This is a genomic window from Pseudomonas fluorescens (assembly GCF_041354075.1).
In the GTDB taxonomy this organism is placed as follows: domain Bacteria; phylum Pseudomonadota; class Gammaproteobacteria; order Pseudomonadales; family Pseudomonadaceae; genus Aquipseudomonas; species Aquipseudomonas fluorescens_CE.
On record NZ_JARZGC010000005.1, the window covers coordinates 25,704 to 48,097 of the forward strand.

At 63.2% G+C, this 22,394-nt stretch carries 20 protein-coding genes and 1 pseudogene; 13 read left to right on the plus strand and 8 right to left on the minus strand.

All coding sequences use genetic code 11. The features are described 5' to 3' along the window. Positions 1-145: 145 nt before the first annotated feature. A complete protein-coding gene (locus tag QIW53_RS08040) occupies positions 146-1,165 on the plus strand; it encodes a Glu/Leu/Phe/Val dehydrogenase family protein (protein WP_371049109.1) in 1,020 nt (339 codons plus the stop codon). Between the two features lie 174 nt (positions 1,166-1,339). Here the strand turns inward: QIW53_RS08040 and QIW53_RS08045 are convergent. Next, positions 1,340-1,579, minus strand: a pseudogene (locus QIW53_RS08045) (YebG family protein); the annotation flags it as partial. A gap of 283 nt (positions 1,580-1,862) precedes the next feature. Here QIW53_RS08045 and QIW53_RS08050 point away from each other — a divergent pair. Continuing rightward, positions 1,863-2,348: a phosphate-starvation-inducible protein PsiE gene (locus QIW53_RS08050; RefSeq protein ID WP_371049110.1), complete on the plus strand. Its 486-nt coding sequence runs from the start codon at positions 1,863-1,865 to the stop codon at positions 2,346-2,348. On the opposite strand, the gene QIW53_RS08055 is transcribed toward QIW53_RS08050, so the two are convergent. Next, positions 2,345-2,662 carry a DUF3509 domain-containing protein gene (locus QIW53_RS08055; protein WP_371049111.1) on the minus strand — a complete coding sequence of 106 codons (318 nt, stop codon included), beginning with the start codon at positions 2,660-2,662 and terminating at the stop codon, positions 2,345-2,347. The genes QIW53_RS08050 and QIW53_RS08055 overlap by 4 nt on opposite strands. Before the next feature lie 503 nt (positions 2,663-3,165). On the opposite strand from QIW53_RS08055, the gene QIW53_RS08060 reads away from it, so the two are divergent. Continuing rightward, the gene (locus QIW53_RS08060) at positions 3,166-3,573 is read left to right on the plus strand and encodes an HPF/RaiA family ribosome-associated protein (protein ID WP_371049113.1); all 408 of its coding nucleotides are present in this window, start codon (positions 3,166-3,168) and stop codon (positions 3,571-3,573) included. Positions 3,574-3,647: 74 nt separating this feature from the next. Here the strand turns inward: QIW53_RS08060 and fecA are convergent, their stop codons facing one another. The 3 genes from fecA to QIW53_RS08075 form a co-directional block, all read right to left on the minus strand. Then, the gene (gene fecA, locus QIW53_RS08065) at positions 3,648-5,984 is read right to left on the minus strand and encodes a TonB-dependent Fe(3+) dicitrate receptor FecA (protein ID WP_371049114.1); all 2,337 of its coding nucleotides are present in this window, start codon (positions 5,982-5,984) and stop codon (positions 3,648-3,650) included. Between the two features lie 100 nt (positions 5,985-6,084). Then, on the minus strand, positions 6,085-7,023 hold the full coding sequence (locus QIW53_RS08070) for a FecR domain-containing protein (protein ID WP_371049115.1): 939 nt from the start codon (positions 7,021-7,023) through the stop codon (positions 6,085-6,087). Beyond that, entirely contained in the window at positions 7,020-7,526 is a 507-nt protein-coding gene (locus QIW53_RS08075) for a sigma-70 family RNA polymerase sigma factor (protein ID WP_371049116.1), read from the minus strand. The genes QIW53_RS08070 and QIW53_RS08075 overlap by 4 nt, the downstream gene beginning before the upstream one ends. Positions 7,527-7,736: 210 nt before the next feature. On the opposite strand from QIW53_RS08075, the gene QIW53_RS08080 reads away from it, so the two are divergent. The 6 genes from QIW53_RS08080 to QIW53_RS08105 all read left to right on the plus strand — a co-directional run bounded on the left by QIW53_RS08080 (position 7,737) and on the right by QIW53_RS08105 (position 14,081). Then, positions 7,737-8,042 (plus strand): DUF3649 domain-containing protein, encoded by a 306-nt coding sequence (locus tag QIW53_RS08080; protein WP_371049117.1) that lies wholly within the window; start codon positions 7,737-7,739, stop codon positions 8,040-8,042. Beyond that, complete coding sequence (locus QIW53_RS08085) at positions 8,039-9,619, plus strand: PepSY-associated TM helix domain-containing protein (RefSeq protein WP_371049118.1); 1,581 nt, start codon at positions 8,039-8,041, stop codon at positions 9,617-9,619. Before QIW53_RS08080 ends, QIW53_RS08085 begins: the two co-directional genes overlap by 4 nt. Further along, complete coding sequence (locus QIW53_RS08090; protein ID WP_371049119.1) at positions 9,620-9,940, plus strand: DUF3325 domain-containing protein; 321 nt, start codon at positions 9,620-9,622, stop codon at positions 9,938-9,940. A gap of 9 nt (positions 9,941-9,949) precedes the next feature. Beyond that, entirely contained in the window at positions 9,950-10,513 is a 564-nt protein-coding gene (locus QIW53_RS08095; protein ID WP_371049120.1) for an RNA polymerase sigma factor, read from the plus strand. Next, positions 10,510-11,496 carry a FecR family protein gene (locus tag QIW53_RS08100; protein ID WP_371049121.1) on the plus strand — a complete coding sequence of 329 codons (987 nt, stop codon included), beginning with the start codon at positions 10,510-10,512 and terminating at the stop codon, positions 11,494-11,496. The genes QIW53_RS08095 and QIW53_RS08100 overlap by 4 nt, the downstream gene beginning before the upstream one ends. Before the next feature lie 155 nt (positions 11,497-11,651). Next, complete coding sequence (locus QIW53_RS08105; RefSeq protein WP_371049122.1) at positions 11,652-14,081, plus strand: TonB-dependent siderophore receptor; 2,430 nt, start codon at positions 11,652-11,654, stop codon at positions 14,079-14,081. A gap of 43 nt (positions 14,082-14,124) precedes the next feature. On the opposite strand, the gene QIW53_RS08110 is transcribed toward QIW53_RS08105, so the two are convergent. Next, positions 14,125-15,000, minus strand: coding sequence for a helix-turn-helix domain-containing protein (locus tag QIW53_RS08110; RefSeq protein ID WP_371049123.1), 876 nt, complete (start codon positions 14,998-15,000; stop codon positions 14,125-14,127). A gap of 136 nt (positions 15,001-15,136) precedes the next feature. Here QIW53_RS08110 and QIW53_RS08115 point away from each other — a divergent pair, with 136 nt between their 5' ends. Beyond that, positions 15,137-16,039: a DMT family transporter gene (locus tag QIW53_RS08115; RefSeq protein ID WP_371049124.1), complete on the plus strand. Its 903-nt coding sequence runs from the start codon at positions 15,137-15,139 to the stop codon at positions 16,037-16,039. Between the two features lie 122 nt (positions 16,040-16,161). Here the strand turns inward: QIW53_RS08115 and QIW53_RS08120 are convergent, their stop codons facing one another. Next, complete coding sequence (locus QIW53_RS08120) at positions 16,162-17,136, minus strand: 2-hydroxyacid dehydrogenase (RefSeq protein WP_371049125.1); 975 nt, start codon at positions 17,134-17,136, stop codon at positions 16,162-16,164. A 100-nt stretch (positions 17,137-17,236) separates the two neighbouring features. Continuing rightward, positions 17,237-18,205 carry a LysR family transcriptional regulator gene (locus tag QIW53_RS08125; RefSeq protein WP_371049126.1) on the minus strand — a complete coding sequence of 323 codons (969 nt, stop codon included), beginning with the start codon at positions 18,203-18,205 and terminating at the stop codon, positions 17,237-17,239. Positions 18,206-18,481: 276 nt separating this feature from the next. Between QIW53_RS08125 and QIW53_RS08130 the strand changes: the two genes are divergently transcribed. The 3 genes from QIW53_RS08130 to QIW53_RS08140 are packed head-to-tail and all read left to right on the plus strand — an operon-like array spanning position 18,482 to position 22,380. Then, positions 18,482-19,981, plus strand: coding sequence for an efflux transporter outer membrane subunit (locus QIW53_RS08130; protein ID WP_371049127.1), 1,500 nt, complete (start codon positions 18,482-18,484; stop codon positions 19,979-19,981). Positions 19,982-20,009: 28 nt separating this feature from the next. After that, positions 20,010-22,190, plus strand: a complete 2,181-nt coding sequence (locus QIW53_RS08135) for an FUSC family protein (RefSeq protein WP_371049128.1) — start codon at positions 20,010-20,012, stop codon at positions 22,188-22,190. Further along, on the plus strand, positions 22,180-22,380 hold the full coding sequence (locus QIW53_RS08140) for a DUF1656 domain-containing protein (RefSeq protein ID WP_371049129.1): 201 nt from the start codon (positions 22,180-22,182) through the stop codon (positions 22,378-22,380). The genes QIW53_RS08135 and QIW53_RS08140 overlap by 11 nt, the downstream gene beginning before the upstream one ends. Positions 22,381-22,394: the final 14 nt, after the last annotated feature.

Below are 22,394 nucleotides of genomic sequence, written 5' to 3' on the forward strand. Positions count from 1 at the left end.
GCCCCGTCGTCGGGATTCGTCCAGTGGCAGGTCGGGTTATGTCCGAAACCCCGAACAGGCTCGCTGCTTATTCCGGCGTGCTTCAGCAATTTTTGGGCGCCAGCCTATACTGGCGACTACAAGAAGTGATTCGGGAGCCCTTACGATGTTCGCTCTCATGCAAAGCACTCGCCTTGAATCGCTGCATCTGAGCGTCGACCCGGTCACCGGGCTGAAGGCGGTCATTGCCATCCATAGCAGCCGTCTCGGGCCCGCCCTGGGAGGTTGTCGTTACCTTGCCTATCCGAGCGACGATTCAGCGGTCGAGGATGCGATTCGTCTCGCCCAGGGCATGAGCTACAAGGCGGCGCTGGCAGGGCTGGCGCAGGGCGGCGGGGTGGCGGTGATCGTCCGTCCGGTTCACGTGGAAAACCGCGCCGCGCTGTTCGAAGCCTTCGGCCGCTGCATCGAGCAGCTCGACGGTCGCTACATCACCGCCATCGACAGCGGCACCTCGGTGGCGGACATGGACTGCATCGCCCAGCAGACCCGGCATGTCACCAGCACCACTTCGGCCGGTGACCCGGCACCCCACGCCGCCATGGGCGTGTTCACCGGCATCCGCGCCACGGCGATGGCCCGCCTGGGCAGCGATAACCTCGAAGGTCTGCGCGTGGCGATCCAGGGCCTGGGCAACGTGGGCTATGCGCTGGCCGAGCAGTTGCACGCCGTGGGCGCCGAGCTGTTGGTCAGCGACATCGATCACGGCAAGGTGCAACTGGCGATGGAACAGCTCAACGCCCATCCGATTGCCAACGACGCCTTGCTCAGCACCCCGTGCGACATTCTCGCACCGTGCGGCCTGGGCGGTGTGCTCAACAGCCACAGCGTGTCGCAACTGCGGTGTTCGGCCGTGGCGGGTTCTGCGAACAATCAACTGAGCCACCTGGATGTCGCCGACCAGTTGGAGCGACGGGGCATCCTCTACGCACCGGATTACGTGATCAATTCCGGCGGGTTGATCTACGTGTCGCTCAAGCACCGAGGCGAAGAACTGGCGACCATCACCGCCCACCTGTCGAAAATCAGCTCGCGGCTGACCGAAGTCTTTGCCCACGCCCAGGCGGAAAAACGCTCCCCGGCGCGGGTGGCGGACCAGTTGGCAGAGAAAGTCCTGTACCGCTGAAAGCGTCTTTATCCCAGGCATGAAAAAGGCCCCGAGCCATTCGACTCAGGGCCTGTTCAATCCGCCTGATTACTTGGCTGTCCTGGCCGCCTTGGCTGGCTTGGTCGGCGCCGCTTCCTGCGCCTCTTCAACGGCCGGAGCCGGTTCCTCGGCCACTTCAACCGGCGCATGAATCAGCTCGGACAGGGCATCCGGCTGGCTCTTGAAGGCCTTGGCAAATACCTCGCGGTTCTTCGCCATGTAGATCCCGACTTCGTCCACCTGCTGCTCATTCAGGGACGGGACGGCTTTTTGCAGCACTTCAGCCAGCAATTCGGCCAGTTCGAGCATTTTGTCATGACGGTCAGCTTCGGCTTTATCCATGAACAAGCGCTCCAGATCTCGGCTGCTGCGGTATACCACTTCGACGGCCATTCACCACCTCACATGCCTTCACGATAGTTGTCTGTTTCGACCACTGTATTTATATACAGCGAAAAGGATAAGCGAATCCCTGCGCTTTGGGTAGTGGCTTTTTAATGTAGACCGGAATCAGGATTTGTCAGTATCCCCGGCAGGTGCGACCAAACGCCACGGCGCGCCTTTTCGGGGCGCTCGCCATCATGCTGCGGGCGCCTCTGGCCTTTTTTCTGCATGCAGAACAACCGTCACGTCCAACCCGCATCATCCGCTCGAACCGAGCTAAGGAAGAAACATCGTGAAAATCAACTGGGCCGAAAACCTGCGGCAGAACGTGCATGAACTGGCCGAGTCACTGGGCAATCTGTTCGTCGAGAGCTTCCACTACCTGGCACTGTTCGCCATCGGTGCGGTGACCGCCTGGGCAGCGGTGATGGAATTTCTGGGAATGCTCGACAAGGGCCACATCAAGATCGACGACATCCTGCTGCTGTTCATCTACCTGGAACTGGGGGCGATGGTCGGGATTTACTTCAAGACCAACCACATGCCGGTGCGTTTCCTGATCTACGTGGCGATCACTGCGCTGACGCGCCTGCTGATCTCCAACGTCTCCCACCACAACCCGCCGGACCTCGGCATCATCTACCTGTGTGGCGGCATTCTGTTGCTGGCGTTTGCGATCCTGGTGGTTCGTTACGCCTCCTCGCAATTCCCTTCGGTGAGGATCGAACACCCGCAACGCAAGGTCGGTCACCCCGAGGTGGAGAAGGGCGAACTCTAGAGGCGCAGGTCCGGCCGCTGCTGGCCCTTGGCGGGCGGTGGCGGCAGGGTGCGGCTGTCGCCATCGGTCATGGCTTCGAGAATGGTCATGGCGCTATGACCCTGCTCGATGGCAATGCCGAACTGGATGCTTTGCACCAGGCGCTTGAGGCGCTTGGGGTCGTTGCGCTGTTCGCTGCTGATCATCCGCTTGGCCACGATGCGACCGCCGTTGGAGAGGGTCAGCATGATGCTGCCATCCAGCCCCTGAATGCTCAGGTTGATCTGGTAGTCCGGTGCAAAGGCATCGGTAATGAGCTGAAAAGGGTTGTCCATGATGCGTCACCGCCTGATTGAACGTGCATGGGTTGACCGGACAAGATCGGGTTGGTTCGCAACTCCGGACCACCGGACACATTGCAAGCCCCATGCCCATCCCCGCACACCGCCCCCTGTAGGAGCGAGCACGCTCGCGAAAAACCAGAGAATAACGCTGGCTATTGGGGTAAACCCGAGGCAAGACCGTTCATCGAAAACAAGATTTGTCTTCGAGAAGTCTTCAAGGAGTCTGCCCGATTCAGGGCACGCAGAAGATTCGATGAGCGCTCAAGGAGCGGCGGATGTGAGCAATTATGACAAGGAAGTGAAACGACCCAACTCCCGACCTTACCAGTGCTTTTGCCCGTTGTCCGGCTTTTTTTGCGAATGAATATTTATCTTTTTTTGGGGGTTGAAATGTTCGTCCCACAGACCGATTGTGTAAGCAAGAGGCCAGGGTGAAGACGCCCAACGGCCAGCCGAGAGGCCTCTTGCGAGCTAGCTGAAATAAGGGATGAACTATGCAAATCCAAGTCAACAGCGATAACCATATTCAAAGCAGCATCCGACTGGAGGAGTGGGTACGTACTACCATTGAGAGCACGCTCGAACGATATGAAGAGGACCTGACCCGCGTCGAGGTTCACCTGCGGGACGAGAACGGCGACAAGCCAGGTCCCCACGATTTGCGCTGCCAGCTGGAGGCGCGGCCCAAAGGCCATCAACCAGTATCCGTCACTCACAAAGCCGACACCCTGGAGCAAGCGATCGACGGTGCGGCGGAGAAACTCGAACACGCACTGGAGCACCTGTTCGGCAAACTGCGAGGCAAGCCACGTGCCGCCATCGTGCCGTTCGAGCGGGACACCGCCGATGCGCTGCTCGAAGATGAATTTCTCGAGAATGAACAGGCTGCACAAAACGCCTGATTCGATTTTTCTTCCCCCCAATGAAAACGGGTCTGCATGAGCAGGCCCGTTTCTTTTTGTGCGTTGCGCTCGGATCAGAACGCGACCGACGTCTGCACATACACCGTGCGCGGTTCTCCCACGTACTTGCCCTTGTTGTTGTCGTCGAATGAGCGGGTGAAGTACTGGTGGTTGAAGATGTTCTTCACCCCGACGGCCACGTTCAGGTCCGACAGCTCAGGCCCGAAGTCATAGGCGGCTCGGCTGCTGAACAGCATGTAACCCGGGATCGTGCCGGTGCTGCCATCGGCCGATTCACGCGAGGTATTGGCGTTGTCGGCGAACTGGTCGCTCTGATAGCTGCTGTCGAGGTTCAACTTCCACGCGCCTTCGGTGTAACCCACGCCCAGCGTGCCCTTGTGTTTCGACGAGAACGGCACGCGATTGCCCTTGTTCGTCCCGTCTTCGCGAATGGTCGCGTCCACGTAGGCGTAAGTGGCGTAGGCATCGAAACCGGCCAGTGCCGGGCTCAAGTCATCCAGGGCGTAGTTGATGCTGGTTTCGATGCCCTGATGACGTGTTTCGCCACGGGCGATGACCGAGTCGTTGGTCTGGTTGCTTTCGTACTGATTGTCGAAGTTGATCAGGAACGCGCCGATTTCCGCGCGCAGCGCGCCGTTGTCGTACCGGGTGCCCACTTCCCAGGTCCGCGCCTTTTCCGGTTTGACTTCGCCGCTGCTGACCCGGTTGGGCATCTGGCTGTATTGCACACTCCCGAACGAGCCTTCGGTGTTGGCGTACAGATTCCAGCTGTCGGTCAGGTGATAGAGCACGTTCAACGCCGGCAGGGCGGTATTGTAGTCACCCTTGTATTTCTGGCCCGTCAGGTTGTTGGTCTGTTGCGACTCGATCATTTCATAGCGGATGCCCGGCGTGATGGTCCATTTGCCGATGTCGATCCGGTCGTCAACGAAGAACGCGTTGGCTTCGGTGCCGCCACGGGTGTCGCGGTCGTTGCGGCTGTTGGTGGTCGGGTACTGCTGGTTGCCGGTAATCGGTGTGCGATAACGCAGTTCGTGGCCGGCTTCATTGATGTAGCGGTAACCAACGCCGACTTCATGACTGGTCGGACCCAGGTCGAATCCTTGGGCGAAACGGGTTTCCAGGCCGCGTACCCAGTACTCGCGCGGTGACAGCGACAGGAAGGTGCCCTGGTCCAGATAACCACTGCGCAGGGTTTTGGTGAAGAAACTGTTGACCGTGAATTCGCGGCGATCCTGTTGATAGCGATAGCCAACGTTGAACATCGTGCGGCGTCCCCAGAACTGGTCTTTCAGGCGGGTGGACTGATAGGGGTCGGCATCGTAGTCGGCGACGTTCAGGCCGCCGGGCATGTCGGCCTTGCCTTCGTAATATTGCGCCATCGCATTGAAGCTGTTGGCGTCGTCGAGCTGGTACTTGCCCTTGAGGATCAGGTCGTCGATTTCGGTGTCGCTGTGCTCGCGCCAGTCACCGCCCCGGGTGCCGGAATACAGCAGGGCGCCGCCCAGGCCATTGTCGGCGGTGCCGCCGGCGAGCAGATTGCCCGTGGTCTTGAAACCATCATGGCTGGAGGAGGGACTGGTTTCGGTCTGCAAGCCGCCCTTGACCGTCGGTTCATCGGGAATCGCGCGGGTCACGAAGTTGACCACGCCGCCCACGTTCTGCGGGCCGTAACGCACGGCACCACCGCCGCGCACCACGTCCACCGCGTCCATGTTGCCCATGCTGATCGGCGCGAACGACAGCTGCGGTTGGCCATAAGGCGCAAAGGGCACCGGGATGCCGTCCATCAACACGGTCGAGCGCGACGCCAGGCGCGGGTTGAGGCCACGGATGCCGAAATTCAGCGCCATGTCATGGCTGCCGGTGCCGTTGTTGTCCGGTGCGTTGACCCCGGGAATACGGTTGAGCACGTCCCTGGCCTGGGTCGCGCCCTGGCGTTCGAATTCCTCGCGGCGGATCACGTCACGGGCGCCCGGATGCTCGAACACGTTGATCTGCGCGGCGTCGCCCAGCCAGTCACCGACGATTTTCGACGAGTCCAGTTCCAGCGGCGCGTCACCCAGCGGTTGCAGGCTGAAGGCCTTGTCACCCTCGGCTCGAGCCTGCAGGCCCGTGCCTTCGAGCAGGGCATTCAAGCCCTGCTCGGCGGTGTAGCTGCCTTCCAGCCCACGGCTTTGCACGCCGCTGGTGATGTGCGAACCAAACGAAATCAGCACGCCGGCCTGCCGACCGAACTGGTTGAGGGCGGTTTCCAGCGAGGACGGGGCGATGTGGTACGACTGGGCGCCGTCGGCCATTGCCAGCGGCAGAGCGCCGAAGCTCAGGCTGGCGCCCAGCAGCAGTTTGCGCAGGGTTCGGGCCAGCGGGGTAAGGCGGGTGGGTTGCATGAAGGACGATCCTGAGAAGGTTGAATCAAGGTGGCTTTCCTTCCCTGTCACGCGAGGTCTGAAAAACGGCTCATTTATTTTTCATGAACAACAATCGGCTTCAGGCCCGTGCCTCGACCGTCACCCAATACCGGGTGAAACGCCGGACTTTCACCGGCAGGCTGATTTCCAGCAAGTCCAGAATTCGCTCGCTGTCGTCCAGCGGATAGGTTCCGGAGATCAACAGGTCGGCAACCTTTGCCTCGCACTTGAGCTGGCCGTGACGGTAGCGGGCGAGTTCGGCGAGGAAGTCCGCGAGGCGCATGTGCGCAGCGACCAGCATGCCGTCGGCCCAGGCGCCGCTGTTGGCGTCCAGCGGTTGTGGCGGGCTGGTGTCCTGGGCGCTGAAACTCGATTGTCGGGTGCTGGCCAATGTCAGTGGCGAACCCCTGTCCGGGTTCAACTGGACACTGCCCTCGAACACCGCGACCTGGGTGCGGTCGGCAAACTGCCGGACGTTCAGGCGCGCGCCGGTGGTGGTCAGCAGGCCCTGGGTGGTGCGCACCTGGAACGCTTGTCGGGTGGTCAGCAGCATCTCGCCTTCGAGCAGGCGGATCAGCCGTTGCGCACCGTCGATCTGCACGTCTGCCGAGCTCGCGGTGTTGAGCTGCAATTGGCTGCCGTCACCGAGGTTGATCTTGCGGCGTTCGCCCACCGGGCTGCGGTAGTCCGCCAGCAACGGTGGCAGCAGCAGGTGTTCGCGCAGGCCCCAGGTCACGGCGCTGCCGGCCCCGAGGATCAGCAGCAGTTTCAAGGCCTGACGTCGGCCGGGAGAGGTCGGAGCGTTGAGGGCGGCATGGGCCAGCGGCGAGGACAGCCCTCGCAGTCGCTGGTTGACCCGCTGAATATGTTCCCACGCCCGCTGATGTTCGCTGTGCCCGTCCAGCCAATGCTGCCAGGCAAGTTGCTGGCGCGGGCTCAACGGTCCCTGCTGCATTTTCATCAGCCACTGCACCGCCTGCTCGGCGACCTGGGGCGAGAAATCCGTGGAGCGGTTCATAGGGCAAAGTAGCAGCGCATCGCCGCTTTGTTCAGGTGACGCTTGACCGTGGCGACGGAAATCCCCAGTTCGCTGGCGATCTGTGGATAAGTCAGGCCATCGACCTGGGCCAGCAGGAACGCGCGCTTGACCGGACGTGGCAAGCCGTCGAGCAGTTGGTCCAGTTCCATCAGGGTTTGCAGGATGATCGCCCGTTCTTCCTCGCAGGGCGCGACCTGTTCCGGCATCTGCGCCAGGGCCTCGAGGTAGGCGCGCTCCAGATCCTGACGCCGGTAATGATTGAACAGCACGCGCTTGGCCAGGGTGGTGAGGAAAGCCCGGGGTTCGATGATCTGCGGGGTTTCCCTGGCGGTCAGGACCCGCATGAAAGTGTCCTGGGCCAGGTCTGCCGCGCTGTCAGGGCAGCCGAGCTTGCGCCGCAGCCAACCGGTGAGCCAGTTATGATGGGCCTGATAGAGGACTTCGACGCTAGTGTTGGGCTGCAACGGGAAACTCCGACGCATTCGGATGCTGTAGAGAACAAGAATTGTTCGCATTGTAAGCGGGCAAGCTTTCATTCAGCTATCAGATGTGTTTTGCGTATGAGAATATTTATCATTAATATTGCAGCCTTGCTGGCCCACGTTTATCTGCCGGGACTTTGGCAAATATCCAGACACCGCTCCCACAGGGACTGCGGTGAATTCGCTTCCCGAGCATCTGCAGGTTGAAACATGAAAGGCAGAACCCGTTCGCTCCCCGTCTCCTATCGACTGGCCGTCACCTCCCGGGTGCTGGCGGCCGTCGTGGGCGGTTACATCGTCGCAGCGCTCGCCAGCGTCAGCCTGAGTTCGTGGGTGCCCATGGCCCGGGCTGACGCGGTGGTCACCGGCATGATGACCTCGTTCCTGGCTTACCTGGGCGCGGTGATCTGGTGTTTCGCCTGTCGCACCGCAAGTCGAGCCTGGCTCGGGTTGAGCGTACCGTGCCTGTTGCTGGCGGCGGTGTCGGGGCTGGCGTACTGGATGGAGCGCACATGAAAGAGGGTTTTCGTCAGGCGATGGCCTGGTTGCACACCTGGGCCGGTCTGACCTTCGGCTGGCTGCTGTTCGCGATTTTCCTGACCGGCACGCTCGCTTACTTCAAGGATGAAACCAGTCACTGGATGCAGCCGGAAATTCCGGCCCGCGCCGTGAGCTCCGAAGCCAGCCTGAACGTGGCGCAACATTACCTGGAGCAACACGCGGCCGGCGCCTCGCGCTGGCTGATCGAACTGCCGGATGCCCGTGAGCCCGGCTTGTCGGTCCGTTGGCAACAGACGCCCGCCAAGCGCGGCGAACGTGGCCAGTTCACCGAGAAACTGCTCGACCCGCAAACCGGCGCCGAAGTGCAGGGCCGGGCAACCAGCGGCGGCGAGTTCTTCTATCGCTTCCACTTCCAGTTGCAGATGCCTTACCCATGGGGCCGCTGGCTGTCGACCCTCGCGGCGATGGTGATGTTCGTCGCGCTGATCAGCGGGATCATCACCCACAAGAAAATCTTCAAGGATTTCTTCACCTTCCGCCCGCGCAAGGGCCAACGCTCCTGGCTCGACGGCCACAATGCGGTGGCCGTGCTGGTGCTGCCGTTTCACCTGATGATCACCTACAGCAGCCTGGTGATCTTCATGGCCATGGTGATGCCGGCGAGCATCCTGGCCTCTTACAAAGGCGATGTGCGGGGGTTCTACGACGAGGTGTTTCCCGCTTCCACCACGCCTGAGCTGTCAGGCCAGCCCGCCGCGCTGGCGCCCTTGGCTCCGTTGCTGGAAAAGGCCCGCGAGCAGTGGGGCGGTGGCCGGGCCGGGCGCCTCACCGTAAACAATCCCGGGGATGCCAACGCCTCGGTGGTGCTGGTGCGCGATGGCGCCGATCGCGTGGTGCATGACTTCGGCAGCGCGGTGACCTTCAACGGCGTGACCGGGCAACTGCTTGGCACGACTCCGGAACCCTCGCTGCCCAGGGCGATCGCCGGCAGCTTCTACGGTTTGCACATGGGGCACTTCGCAGGCCCGGTGATGCGCTGGCTGTACTTCCTTTTCGGCCTGGCGGGCACGGCGATGATCGGCACCGGGCTGGTGATCTGGTTGGGCAAGCGTCAGCTCAAGCATGCCAAAAGTGCGGCGTTGCCGTTCGAGTTGCGGCTGGTGCAAGTGCTGAACATTGCCAGCATGTCCGGGTTGATGGTCGCGGTGGCCGCGTTTTTCTGGGCCAACCGGCTGTTGCCGCTGGACGTGGCCGGCCGGGCGGGGTGGGAGGTGAACAGTTTCTTCATCGTCTGGGGCTTGAGCCTGCTGCATGCGATGTTGCGTCGTGGCCGCCAGGCCTGGGTCGAGCAATTGACGCTGGCGGCGGTGCTGTTCGGCGCGGTGCCGCTGCTCAATGCCCTGACCACGCCTTATCACCTGGGGACGAGCCTGGCGCAGGGCGATTGGGCGATGGCCGGTTTCGATCTGACCTGTCTGGCCACGGGGGTGTTCTTGACCTGGGCTGCCTGGAAAATGCAGCGCGCCGCAAAAGCTGAACGCGTGAACGGGGTGCGCGTGCGACCGATCACCCTTGAGCAGGAGGCGCACTGAATGCTGCTTGCCCTGTTGCTCTGTTACGCCGGTTTTACCGCGCTGTGTCTATCCATGGATCGGCATCATGTCGAGCTGTTGGGCGGTAAAGCCTCGCCGCGCCGTCGCCAGGGCCTGAAGCTCGGCGGCGGCTTGTTGCTGACCTTGTCGGTGTGGCCGGCGGTGGCGTCCACCGGATGGGGCCTGGGGCTGGTTCAGTGGTGTGCCATGTTGATGCTCAGTGCGATGCTGCTGGTGCTGTTGATCCCGTACCGGCCACGCCTGGCCCTGGTGCTGGCGGGCCTGAGCCTGCTCGCCAGTCCCGTCGCCGTGTTTGCGTAGCAGGTCTCGATGATCAGCATTCCCCCGGACGCCCGCGACGACGAACCGCTCGGCGCCCGTGCGCATTTCCTCAAGGTGTTCTTGTCCCAACGCTCGCAGATGGAGGCGCTGGTGAGCCGTCGCGTGGGGTGTCGGGCGACGGCGGCGGATCTGGTGCAGGACCTGTTTCTGCGCTTCTGGCGGCGGCCGCTGGTGCAGGTCGAAGAACTCGGCACCTACCTGTTGCGTTGCGCCGGCAACATCGCCATCGACCATCTGCGCAGCGAAGGCACGCGGGCGCGGGTGAACGAGGGCTGGCAACCCGATGAGCCGGACAGCCACGGCAGCGAACCCCAGGCGGCGCTGGAGGCCGGCAATGATTTGCGCCACGTCGAAGCGGCGTTGCGCGCCTTGCCCGAGCGTACGCGGCAGATTTTCCTGCTCAATCGCATCCATGGGCGCAAGTACGCCGAAATCGCCCAGGCCATGGGTTTGTCCCAAAGCGCCGTGGAAAAACATATGATGCGCGCCCTCGAAGCCTGCAAGGCCAGCCTTCGGGATCCTGAACCGCGCACGCCAAGGAAAGCCCCGTGAACCCGCTCGACCTCGTCACTCCGACCCCCGTCCAGGAACAGGCCGCCCTGGCCTGGCTGAGCCTGTTGCACGATCAGCCGAGCAGCGCCGATCAGGCAAGGTTCAGCCAATGGCTGCAAGCCGACCCCGCCCATGCCGAGGCCTATGCCCGGGCGCAGGTGGTGTGGGAGCTGAGCGAAGGGCCGGCGCGGACCCTGGCCGATGAAGATGCCCTGGCCTTGCAGCGCTACCTCAACGCCATGAGCGCGCCCCGTCGCCACAGCGTTCGACGCTGGTCCGGGGCGCTGGCGATGGCTGCCTGCCTGGTGTTGATGATCGGCCTCGGCGCTGGCTGGCAGCCGCTGCGCTGGGTCGATGACCTGGGCGCGGACTACGTGTCGGCGCCGGGCGAAATCCGCACCGTGACCCTGGCCGATCAATCCCGCGTGACCCTCGACGCGGACAGCGCCATTGCGGTGGACTTCAGCGGTGGCGAGCGCCACGTGCAACTGCGTCGCGGCGCGGGTTTTTTCAGCGTGACCCATACGGGCGAGCCGTTTGTGGTCGACGCCGAAAAGGGCCAGGCGCGGGTGCTGGGCACGCAATTCGAAGTGCGCCTGCGCGACCACGGCGCCCAGGTGACCGTGCTGTCGGGCCGGGTAGGCGTGACGGCAGACCCGCACGCCGAACAGCAAATCCTCGGCGCGGGTCAGCAGGTGGCCTACGGTAACGGCGTCGCGGAAAAACTTCACGCCGTGGACAGCGAGGCGCAGTTGGCGTGGCGCCAGGGCTGGCTCAATTACTACAAGGCGACCCTGGCCGAGGTGGTCGGGGATCTGCAGCGCTACTACCCGGGCAGGATCATGCTGCTCAATGACCAACTGGCGGCGCGGCGGGTCAGTGGCAGTTTTCCGAGCAAGGATCCGCAGGCGGTGCTGGGGGCGTTGCAGGGGGTGATGGGGTTTGAGCGGGATTCTCTGGGGAGTCTGGTTATTTTGCGGTGAGGCAGCCTGCTCGCGATGGGGCCAGAACAAACACCCCATTACCCAACTAAAAATAATTTCAAAAATCCAGTGAGGTAAACCCAACCCCCATCCGTGTAGTGACTGAAACTGCGAGTCATTCGCATCCGTAGCGGTTCTACACAGGTCATTGAGCAATGAAGTCCAGGGCAAAATCCGGTTCGGTCAAACAGTGGTTGGGTGCTTCGGCACTGGGTATTTCGGCATTGGCGTTGCTGCCGTCAAGCGTGGCACTGGCTGCCGAGTCCGATACGGCGCAGCAGCAGGCGCAGTTCCGCTTTGCGATGGCGGCCAAACCGTTGCCCCAGGCCCTGAGCGACTTCAGCCGCATCACCGGTCTCAGCGTGGTCTACACCGATGAAGCGCCTTATGGTCTCACCGCCCCGGCGGTCAGCGGGCAGATGAGTGCCGAGCAGGCACTGCAGCGTTTGCTCAGCGGCTCGAATTTCACGTTCCGCCGCACCGATGCCCACACCCTGGTACTGGAGCCGGTGCCAACCGCCGGCGCGCTTAACCTGGGCGCGACCACCATCACCTCGGTGATGGATCAATCCATGAGCTACCAGCCGCCACCCACCAGTTCGGTGATGCGCTCCTCGGCACTGCTTCAGGAAATCCCCCAGACCGTCAACGTGATTCCGGCCCAGGTCATTCGCGACCAGGCGCCGCGCAACCTCGACGATGCGCTGGCCAACGTCAGCGGCATCACCCAGGGCAACACGCTGGGCAGCACCCAGGACTCGGTGATGACCCGGGGCTTCGGTGACAACCGCAACGGTTCGATCATGCGCGACGGCATGCCGGTGGTGCAGGGGCGCGGCCTGAACGCCACCGTTGACCGCGTGGAAGTGCTCAAGGGCCCGGCCTCGTTGCTCTACGGCATCCAGGACCCGGGCGGTGTGGTCAACATGGTCAGCAAGAAGCCTGAACTGGGACAATACAACGCCCTGACCCTGCGCGGCTCGACCTACGGCGACGGCAAGAACGGCAGCGGTGGCGGCCTCGACAGCACCGGCGCCCTCGGTGATTCCGGGCTGGCGTACCGCCTGGTGCTGGACCACGAGGACGAGGACTACTGGCGCAACTTCGGCACCCACCGCGAGACCCTCGTAGCACCATCGCTGGCCTGGTTCGGCGACCGCACCACGCTGTTGTTCGCCTACGAGCACCGGGAATTCCTCACCCCGTTCGACCGTGGCACCCTGATCGACCCGCGTGACAACCATCCGCTGGACATCTCCCGCAACCGGCGTCTCGACGAGCCGTTCAACGACATGGAAGGGCGCTCGGACCTCTATCATTTCGAGGCCGACCACGAGCTCAACGACAACTGGAAAGCCCACTTCGGCTACAGCTGGAACCGTGAAACCTACGACGCCAGCCAGGTGCGTGTCACGGCCATCAACACCAACAATGGCACGCTGACCCGCAGCATGGACGGCACCCGGAACGCGATCAGTACCGACCGTTTCACCACCGCCAGCCTTGAAGGCAAGGTCAATGCGCTGGGCATGCAACATGACCTGGTGTTCGGCATCGATGACGAGTACCGCAAGATCTACCGCGCCGACCTGATCCGCCAGAAGAGCCTGACCACCTTCAGCTACCTCAACCCGGTGTATGGCCGCGAGGTGGAAGGCACCACCGTCAGCCCGGCCGACAGCGCGCAGACCGACATCCTGCGCAGCGATTCGGTGTTCCTGCAGGACTCGATCCACCTCACCGACCAGTGGATTCTGGTGGCGGGCGGGCGCTTCCAGGAATACGACCAATACGCCGGCAAAGGCGTGCCGTTCAAGGCCAACACCGACGGCAACGGCCAGAAGTGGGTGCCCCGCGCCGGGCTGGTCTATCGCTACACCGACGCATTGTCGTTCTACGGCAGCTACACCGAATCGTTCAAGCCCAACTCGACCATCGCCCCGTTGAGCGGCAGCAGCACGGTGCTCGACGGCAGCATCGCGCCGGAAGAGGCCAAGTCCTGGGAAATCGGCGCCAAACTCGACCTGCCAGGGCGCGTGACGGGGAACGTCGCCCTGTTCGACATCAAGAAACGCAACGTGCTGGTGGCCAATTCCGAGGGCCCGGTGACGCTTTACAGCGCGGCGGGTGAAGTGCGCTCGCGTGGCCTGGAAGTGGACCTGTCCGGTCAGCTCAGTGACCGCTGGAGCCTGATCGGCAGCTACGCCTACACCGACGCCGAAGTCACCGAAGACCCGACCTACAAAGGCAAGAAACTGCAGAACGTGGCGAAGAATTCCGGGTCGCTGTCGGCGGTGTATGACTTCGGTACGATCATCGGCGGCGATCAACTGCGGGTCGGCGCGGGTGCGCGTTATGTCGGTGAGCGGGCGGGGAATGCCGTGAACGACTTCGACCTGCCGAGCTACACCGTGGCGGATGCCTTCGCCACCTACGACACCCAGCTGGACGGGCAGAAGGTCAAGTTTCAGCTCAACGTGAAAAACCTGTTTGATCGCACGTACTACACCTCGGCGGCGAGTCGGTTCTTCGTGTCGATGGGGGATTCGCGGCAGGTGACGTTGTCCAGCACCTTGGAGTTCTGAGCCTGCTCGCGATGGCGGCCTGTCAGACGCTGAAGATCTGGGACTAACGCAAGAACGCCTGCCGATACTCCCCGGGCGTTGCGCCCAGCACCTGGCGGAACCGGTTGGTGAAATGGCTGGCACTGGCGAATCCGCAGGCCAGTGCGATCTCTCCCAGTGGCTGGGAAGTACCGCGCAACAAGTCCCGCGCCCGCTCCAGACGCCGCGCCAGCACATACTGGTGCGGCGGCAGGCCGAAGCTCTCGCGAAACATCCGAGCAAAGTGATATTCGGACAGCGCGCACAACCCCGCCAGTTGACCCAGGCTGATGGCCTCGGCCATTTGGCTGTCGATGAACTCCACCAGTTGCCGACGTTGATGCGCGGCCAATCCACCCTTGAGCCGCAGGCCATCGCGCTGGCCAACCTGGCCCAGCAACACGTGGCTGAGCATTTCGTGGGCCAGGCTGCTGGTGAGCAGGCGTTCGCCCGGTTCATCCCAGTTGAGCGTCAGCATCTGGCGAAAGCGCCGGGCCTGCTGCGGATCGTCGAGAAAGGTGCGCTCGCGCAACTGCAATTCCCGAGGCTCGCGATCCAGCAGGGTGACACAACCCAGGGCGAACTGTTCCGGGCTGAAATACACATGGGCAAGACGAATGTCGCCGTTGATCACCCAGCCCGACTGGTGTTCGGCGGGCAGGATGCACAGTTTGTCCGGGCCGCCCTTGGTGCCAGGCTGGTCGCGGCGAAAGGTGCCGGTGCCGCCGGCGATGTAGCAGGACAGCGTGTGGTGGCCCGGCGCTTCGTAGTCCTGGGCGTCGTGGTGGTTGCTCCACAAGGCTGCGGCCATGCCGTCACCGAGCTCGGCGCTGTGCTCGAGACGAGCATGGGGCGAGCGGTTGAGGGCTTGAAAGACTTGCAGTGATTCCAGTGCGGGCATGATCCGTTCTCCAACGCCTTGCATCCTACTCCGTAGTCGCCGGCCTGCCAGCCCGTGCGCCGACAAAAGCGCAAGTTTATGCAAGTGCGAACGCAAGGGGTGCGGGACACTGCAGGCCTATCGAGGAGCCTGTGCCATGAACCTTTCGCTGTACCTGCTGACCGTGCTGATCTGGGGCACCACCTGGATTGCCCTGAAATGGCAACTGGGCGTGGTGGCCATACCGGTTTCGATCGTCTATCGCTTCGGCCTCGCTGCGCTGGTGCTGTTCGTGCTCTTGTTGCTCAGCCGCAAGCTGCAAGTGATGAACCGGCGAGGGCACCTGATCTGCCTGGCGCAGGGGTTGTGCCTGTTCTGTCTCAACTTCATGTGTTTCCTGACCGCGAGCCAGTGGATACCGAGCGGCCTGGTGGCGGTGGTGTTTTCCACGGCGACGCTGTGGAACGCCCTCAATGCGCGGGTGTTCTTCGGTCAGAGGATCGCGCGTAACGTGCTGCTGGGCGGCGCCCTTGGCCTGGCCGGGCTTGGCCTGTTGTTCTGGCCGGAACTGGTCGGCCACACGGCCAGCCCGCAAACGCTGCTCGGCCTAGGCCTGGCGCTGCTCGGCACGCTGTGTTTTTCGGCAGGCAACATGCTGTCGAGCCTGCAACAGAAAGCAGGGCTCAAGCCTTTGACCACCAACGCCTGGGGCATGGCCTATGGCGCGGCGATGCTGTCGGTGTGGTGCCTGTTCAAGGGCATTCCCTTCGACATGGAGTGGAACGCGCGCTACATCGGCTCGTTGCTGTACCTGGTCATCCCGGGCTCGGTGATCGGTTTCACCGCCTACCTGACATTGGTCGGGCGCATGGGGCCCGAGCGTGCGGCGTATTGCACCGTGCTGTTTCCGGTGGTGGCGCTGAACGTGTCGGCGTTTGCCGAAGGCTACCAGTGGACCGCCCCGGCGCTCGCCGGGTTGGTGCTGGTGATGCTGGGTAATGTGCTGGTGTTTCGTAAGCCGAAGGCGTCGAGTGCGCTGGGTAACGGTAAATTGGCGTGAAATCCGTACCCTGTAGGAGCGAGCTTGCTCGCGATGGTCTTGAGGTCGCGTCGGCTAACTTGATGCCCCGCGTCATCGTTAACGTCCATCGCGAGCATGCTCGCTCCTACAGAGGTTTCGCTTCAGCCTTTGAAAACCTGCGGGTTCACCAGATCCTGCGGGCGTTCACCCAGCAACGCACTGCGCAGGTTGGCCAGGGCGCGGTTGGCCATCGCCTCGCGGGTTTCGTGGGTGGCCGAGCCGATATGCGGCAAGGTCACGGCGTTTTTCAGTTGGAAGAGCGGTGATTCGGCGAGCGGTTCCTTTTCGTACACGTCCAGGCCGGCACCGCGAATCTGGTTGTTTTGCAGCGCTTCGATCAACGCCGGTTCGTCCACCACCGGGCCCCGGGCGATGTTGATCAGGATGGCGCTTGGCTTCATCAGCGCCAGCTCGCGACGGCTGATCAGGTGTTTGGTCTTTTCGCTGAGCGGCACCACCAGGCAGACGAAATCAGCTTCGGCCAACAGTTCGTCAAGGCTGCGAAACTGTGCGCCGAGCTCGTGTTCCAGCGCGGTCTTGCGGCTGTTGCCACTGTAGAGAATCGGCATGTTGAAACCGAGCCGGCCGCGACGGGCCACGGCGGCGCCGATATTGCCCATGCCGACGATGCCCAGGGTCTTGCCATGCACATCGGTGCCGAACAGCGGGGCACCGACCGAGGCTTGCCATTGACCGGCCTTGGTCCAGGCATCCAGTTCGGCCACACGGCGGGCGCTGCTCATCAGCAGGGAGAAGGCCAGGTCGGCGGTGCTTTCGGTGAGCACATCCGGCGTATTGGTCAGCATGATCCCGCGTTCGTTGAAGTACGGGACGTCATAGTTGTCGTAGCCCACCGAGACGCTGGACACCACCTCCAGCTTGCTGGCGTTTTCCAGTTGCGCCCGGCCGAGTTTGCGGCCCACACCAATCAGGCCATGGGCGTGGGGCAGGGCTTCATTGAATTGCGCATTGATGTCGCCATTTTTCGGGTCCGGCACGATGACATCGAAATCCTGCCTGAGGGTTTCGATCATGGCAGGCGAGATGCGGCTGAAGGCGAGGACAGTCTTTTTCATGGGAGGAAGGCTCGTCGGGCGTGGAATGCCAAGCACGCTAACATTCTTTCCCCTGTGGGAGCGAGCAGGCTCGCTCCCACAAAGGGGCGCCGCCGCCAGATCAGTTGGCCAATCGTGCGCCGCTCAGGCTTCCGCTCAACTCATACGCCGCCAGCTCGGCCTGATGTGCCGCGAGGATTTCCGGCAACGAACCCCGCAGGTACTCGACCCAGGTCTTGATCTTCGCGTCCAGGTACTGGCGCGAGGGGTAGATCGCGTACAGGTTCAGTTCCTGCGAGCGGTAGTTGGGCATCATGCGCACCAGCGAGCCGTTGCGTAGCCCTTCAATCGCCGCATACACCGGCAGCACGCCCACCCCCATGCCACTGATGATCGCGGTCTTCATCGCGTCGGCGGAGTTCACCAGGAACGGCGAGCTGTTGATGGTGACCATCTCCTGGCCTTCCGGTCCGTCGAAGGTCCACTTTTCCAGCGGGATCACCGGGCTGACCAGGCGCAGGCACGCATGGTTGAGCAGGTCGCTGGGCTTTTGTGCGCAGCCGTTGGCTTTTACATAGGCGGGCGAAGCGCAGACGATGCTGTAGGTGATGCCCAGGCGCTGGGAAACGAACCCCGAGTCCGGCAACTCGCTGGCCAGGACGATGGACACGTCGTAACCCTCGTCCAGCAGGTCCGGTACGCGGTTGGCCAGCGTCAGGTCGAAGGTCACGTCGGGGTGGGTCTTGCGGTAGCGGGCGATGGCATCGATGACGAAGTGCTGACCGATACCGGTCATGGTGTGCACCTTGAGCTGTCCGGCCGGACGCGAGTGGGCGTCGCTGGCCTCGGCCTCGGCTTCCTCGACATACGCCAGGATCTGCTCGCAGCGCAGCAGGTAACGCTTGCCGGCCTCGGTCAGGGCGATGCGCCGGGTGGTGCGGTTGAGCAGGCGGGTTTGCAGGTGGGCTTCCAGGTTGGAAACCGCGCGCGAGACGTTGGCCGTCGTGGTATCGAGCTGCACGGCGGCGGCGGTGAAGCTGCCGGCTTCGGCCACGTAGCTGAAGGCGCGCATGTTTTGCAGGGTGTCCATGGAGTGCTCTCGGGTGCGATGGCAAATTGTGACACGAAGTTTCAGGGTCTGAGACCCCCGACTTAGGGATTATCGCGCGAACGGTAATAAAGATTCACAGGAATTCCAGCTTATCGCCTTACAGGGTCCCTCATAGAATTGCCTGCCTGTGGGAGCGGGCTTGCTCGCGAAAACGGTTTGGTGGTCACGTTCCATGTTGACTGAGCAACCGCTTTCGCGAGCAAGCCCGCTCCCACAAGGACCCTTGCGCCTCCCTCACCTCAGGAAATTGCAGCAGTGCCGCGTCGCATCAAAAGAGCGTTTCAGACGCTCAATGTTCTGGCTTTAACCCTGGCAATCAGCGGCTGCATCGGAACCGGAGGTATTGCCCCGCAAGGCAAGGCACTGGAGGCCAATTCACTGACCACCGACGAAGCGATCCAGAGCGCCGCGCAAGACGCGAACTGGCCCACGGTGCAATGGTGGCAAGCCTATGGCGACCCGCAACTGAACCACTGGCTCAACCTCGCGCTGCAAGGCAGCCCGACCCTCGCCATGGCAGCGGCGCGAGTACGCCAGGCCAAGGCCATGGCCGGTCTCGCCGAGTCGGCCGAGTCGCTGCAGATCAACGGCGAGTCCACCCTCAAGCGTCACAACTGGCCCACCGATCCGTTCTATGGCCCCGGGGACCTGGCCAACAGCACGACCTGGGACAACAACGTCGCCCTGGGCTTCAGCTATGCCCTCGACCTGTGGGGCCGCGAAAGCAACAGCACCGAGCGCGCCGTCGACCTGGCGCACATGAGTGCTGCCGAAGCGCGCCAGGCCCAGATCGAGTTGCAGAACAACATCGTGCGCGCCTACATCGAACTGTCGCTGCACCACGCGCAACGAGACATCGTCGCGGCCACCTTGAAACAGCAACAGCAGATCCTCGACCTGGCGCAAAAACGCCTGGACGGCGGCATCGGCACGCACTTCGAGGTCAGCCAGGCCGAGACGCCGTTGCCGGAAACCCATCGCCAACTCGATGCCCTCGACGAAGAAATCGCCCTGACCCGCAATCAGCTCGCCGCCCTGGCAGGCCTTGGCCCGGGAGAGGGCGCGCGGTTGCAACGGCCGACGCTGGTATTGGGGGCTGCGTTGAAGCTGCCATCGTCATTGCCGGCGCAATTGCTCGGGCAACGCCCGGACGTGGTCGCCAGTCGCTGGCAAGTGGCGGCGCAGGCCCGGGGCATCGATGTCGCTCACGCAGGCTTTTTCCCCAACGTCGATCTGGTCGGCAGCCTCGGCTACATGGCCACCGGCGGCGGGGCGCTGGAGTTCCTGACGGGCAAGAAGCTCAACTACAACGTCGGCCCCGCGATCTCGCTGCCGATCTTCGATGGCGGCCGCCTGCGTGCCGAACTGGGCGAAGCGTCGGCCGGGTATGACCTTGCCGTGGCGAAGTACAACCAGACGCTGATCAATGCCCTGAAGAACATTTCCGACCAGTTGATCCGCCGCGAGTCCATGGACAAGCAGCAGACCTTCGCCGCCGAATCCGTCGCCACCGCGCAGAAAACCTACGACATCGCCATGATTGCCTACCAGCGCGGGCTCACCGACTACCTCAACGTGCTCAATGCCCAGACCCTGCTGTTCAAGCAGCAGCAGGTCCAGCAGCAGGTCCAGGCCGCGCGCCTCAGCGCCCATGCCGAGCTGGTGACGGCGCTCGGTGGCGGGTTGGGGGCGGGGAACGATGTGCCGAAGGACAGCCGGACGCTGCCCCCGAAAAAACCGGCCGTGCTCAATTGAACATCGTAGCCAATGTGGGAGCGGGTCGATGACGCCTTTGCGCTGGCTGTACGCCCTGGACTGGCGCCGGGGGTTCTTCGAGTGGGCACGCAGCGACGGCGTGACCTGGGTCTACATCTTCAAGGTGTTGCTGGCGGCGTTCCTGACTCTGTGGCTGGCGATGCGCCTGGAATTGCCGCAGCCGCGCACGGCGATGATCACCGTGTTCATCGTCATGCAGCCGCAGAGCGGCCAGGTGTTCGCCAAGAGCTTCTATCGCTTCCTCGGCACCCTCACCGGTTCGGCGGTGATGGTGGCGCTGATTGCCCTGTTCGCGCAGAACACCGAACTGTTCCTCGGCTCGCTGGCGATCTGGGTCGGCATCTGTACGGCAGGGGCGGCGCGTTATCGCAACTTTCGCGCCTATGGTTTCGTGCTGGCCGGTTACACCGCCGCGATGGTGGGCTTGCCGGCCCTGGCCCATCCGGACGGCGCCTTCATGGCGGCGGTGTGGCGGGTGCTGGAAATCTCCCTGGGGATTCTCTGCGCCACGCTGGTCAGCGCCGCGATCCTGCCGCAAACCGCCAGCGCGGCGATGCGCAACGCGTTGTACCAGCGCTTCGGCGTGTTCGCGCTGTTCGTCACCGACGGCTTGCGCGGTCGCAGCCAGCGCGAGGCGTTCGAAGCGGGCAACGCGCGGTTCAGTGCCGAAGCGGTTGGCCTGGAGGGGCTGCGCAGCGTCACCGTGTTCGAAGACCCGCACATGCGCCGGCGCAACGGCCGGCTCAGTCGTCTGAACAGTGAGTTCATGAGTGCCACCACACGCTTCAACGCCTTGCACCAGTTGCTCGAACGCTTGCGTGGCGCGTCGGCCGATCAGGTCGTCGCCGCCATCAAGCCCGGGTTGCAGGACCTCGCCGAAGTGCTCGACGGTTTCAGCGGTCGCGCCCTGACCAGCCCGGATGCGGCGCGCCTGGTGCGGGCCCTGGCCGCTTACAAGGAAGCGCTGCCGGCGCGGGTGCGCAGCCTGCGGGCGGCGTTCGAGCAGAGCGCGTCGAGCGACGCCGACCTGCTGGATTTCCACACGGCCTACGAACTGCTCTACCGCTTTGTCGATGACCTGCACGGTTATGCCCAGACCCACGCCTCCCTGGCCGATCACCGCCACGAACGCGAGCAGTGGGACGAACCCTTCACCCCGCAAACCAACTGGATGGCCTCGGCGGCGTCGGGCATCCGCGCGGCGTTCATCCTGGTGGTGCTGGGCAGTTACTGGGTGGCGACGGCGTGGCCGAGCGGGGCGACCATGACCTTGATCGCGGCGGCGACGGTGGGCCTGTCCGCCGCCACGCCGAACCCCAAACGCATGGCCTTCCAGATGGCGTGCGGCACATTCCTCGGTGCGCTGATCGGCTTCGTCGAGATGTTTTTCATCTTCCCGTGGATCGACGGTTTTCCCTTGCTGTGCGTGATGCTGGCGCCGGTGATCGTGCTCGGTTCGTTCCTGACCTCACGCCCGCAGTACGTCGGCGTCGGCCTGGGCCTGCTGATTTTTTTCAGCACCGGGTCCGTGCCGGACAACCTGACGATCTACAACCCCTACACCTTCATCAACGACTACATCGCCATGGTCCTCGGCATGCTCGTGTGCGCCGCCGCCGGGGCGATCATCATGCCGCCCAACAGCCGCTGGTTGTGGCGCCGGCTGGAGCAGGACCTGCGCGAACAAGTGGTGTATGCCATCAGCGGCAAACTCAAGGGCCTGGCGTCGAGCTTCGAAAGCCGCACCCGCGACCTGCTGCACCAGGCCTACGGTTTCGCCGCCGGCCAGCCGCAAGTTCAGCGCGAGTTGCTGCGCTGGATGTTCCTGGTGCTGGAAGTCGGCCACGCGATCATCGAGTTGCGCAAGGAACAGGCGATTCTGCCGGTGCACCCGGCCTACGCCGAATCGCAGCCGTGGCGCCAGGCAATCCGCGTGATGGGGCGCTCGCTGGTGCGCCTGTTCCTGCAACCGAGCGCCAGCAACCTGGAGCGTGGACTGGTCGCGGTGGACCATGCGATCAGCCGGGTGCAAGCCACCGACGAACCCTTCGCCCCGCACTTCGACACCTCGGTCCTGCGCCGCGTGAAGAGCTACCTGCACTTCATCCGCAGCTCCCTGCTCGACCCGCAATCACCGCTCGCCGCCTACGTGAAGGCTGCGTCCCAAGGACTCGCCCATGCCTCGTGAAATCGCTTTCCACGGCGTGTACATGCCGACCATGACCCTGATGTTTGTGATCGCGGCGGTGCTGGCCTGGGCGCTGGACCGGTTTCTGTCCGGCTTCGACCTGTACCGTTTTTTCTGGCACCCGGCGTTGCTGCGCCTGAGCCTGTTCACCTGCCTGTTCGGCGCCCTGGCGCTGACGGTCTACCACTGACGCTCGACCAAAAA

Coding starts and splice junctions, on each gene's coding strand:
- QIW53_RS08095 (WP_371049120.1), top strand. CDS start 9,950: ATGATCAGCATTCCCCCGGACGCCCGCGACGACGAACCGCTCGGCGCC.
- QIW53_RS08080 (WP_371049117.1), top strand. CDS start 7,737: ATGAAAGGCAGAACCCGTTCGCTCCCCGTCTCCTATCGACTGGCCGTC.
- QIW53_RS08090 (WP_371049119.1), top strand. CDS start 9,620: ATGCTGCTTGCCCTGTTGCTCTGTTACGCCGGTTTTACCGCGCTGTGT.
- QIW53_RS08055 (WP_371049111.1), bottom strand. CDS start 2,662: ATGGACAACCCTTTTCAGCTCATTACCGATGCCTTTGCACCGGACTAC.
- QIW53_RS08140 (WP_371049129.1), top strand. CDS start 22,180: ATGCCTCGTGAAATCGCTTTCCACGGCGTGTACATGCCGACCATGACC.
- QIW53_RS08105 (WP_371049122.1), top strand. CDS start 11,652: ATGAAGTCCAGGGCAAAATCCGGTTCGGTCAAACAGTGGTTGGGTGCT.
- QIW53_RS08115 (WP_371049124.1), top strand. CDS start 15,137: ATGAACCTTTCGCTGTACCTGCTGACCGTGCTGATCTGGGGCACCACC.
- QIW53_RS08075 (WP_371049116.1), bottom strand. CDS start 7,526: ATGCGTCGGAGTTTCCCGTTGCAGCCCAACACTAGCGTCGAAGTCCTC.
- QIW53_RS08125 (WP_371049126.1), bottom strand. CDS start 18,205: ATGGACACCCTGCAAAACATGCGCGCCTTCAGCTACGTGGCCGAAGCC.
- fecA (WP_371049114.1), bottom strand. CDS start 5,984: ATGCAACCCACCCGCCTTACCCCGCTGGCCCGAACCCTGCGCAAACTG.
- QIW53_RS08060 (WP_371049113.1), top strand. CDS start 3,166: ATGCAAATCCAAGTCAACAGCGATAACCATATTCAAAGCAGCATCCGA.
- QIW53_RS08085 (WP_371049118.1), top strand. CDS start 8,039: ATGAAAGAGGGTTTTCGTCAGGCGATGGCCTGGTTGCACACCTGGGCC.
- QIW53_RS08070 (WP_371049115.1), bottom strand. CDS start 7,023: ATGAACCGCTCCACGGATTTCTCGCCCCAGGTCGCCGAGCAGGCGGTG.
- QIW53_RS08120 (WP_371049125.1), bottom strand. CDS start 17,136: ATGAAAAAGACTGTCCTCGCCTTCAGCCGCATCTCGCCTGCCATGATC.
- QIW53_RS08040 (WP_371049109.1), top strand. CDS start 146: ATGTTCGCTCTCATGCAAAGCACTCGCCTTGAATCGCTGCATCTGAGC.
- QIW53_RS08135 (WP_371049128.1), top strand. CDS start 20,010: ATGACGCCTTTGCGCTGGCTGTACGCCCTGGACTGGCGCCGGGGGTTC.
- QIW53_RS08110 (WP_371049123.1), bottom strand. CDS start 15,000: ATGCCCGCACTGGAATCACTGCAAGTCTTTCAAGCCCTCAACCGCTCG.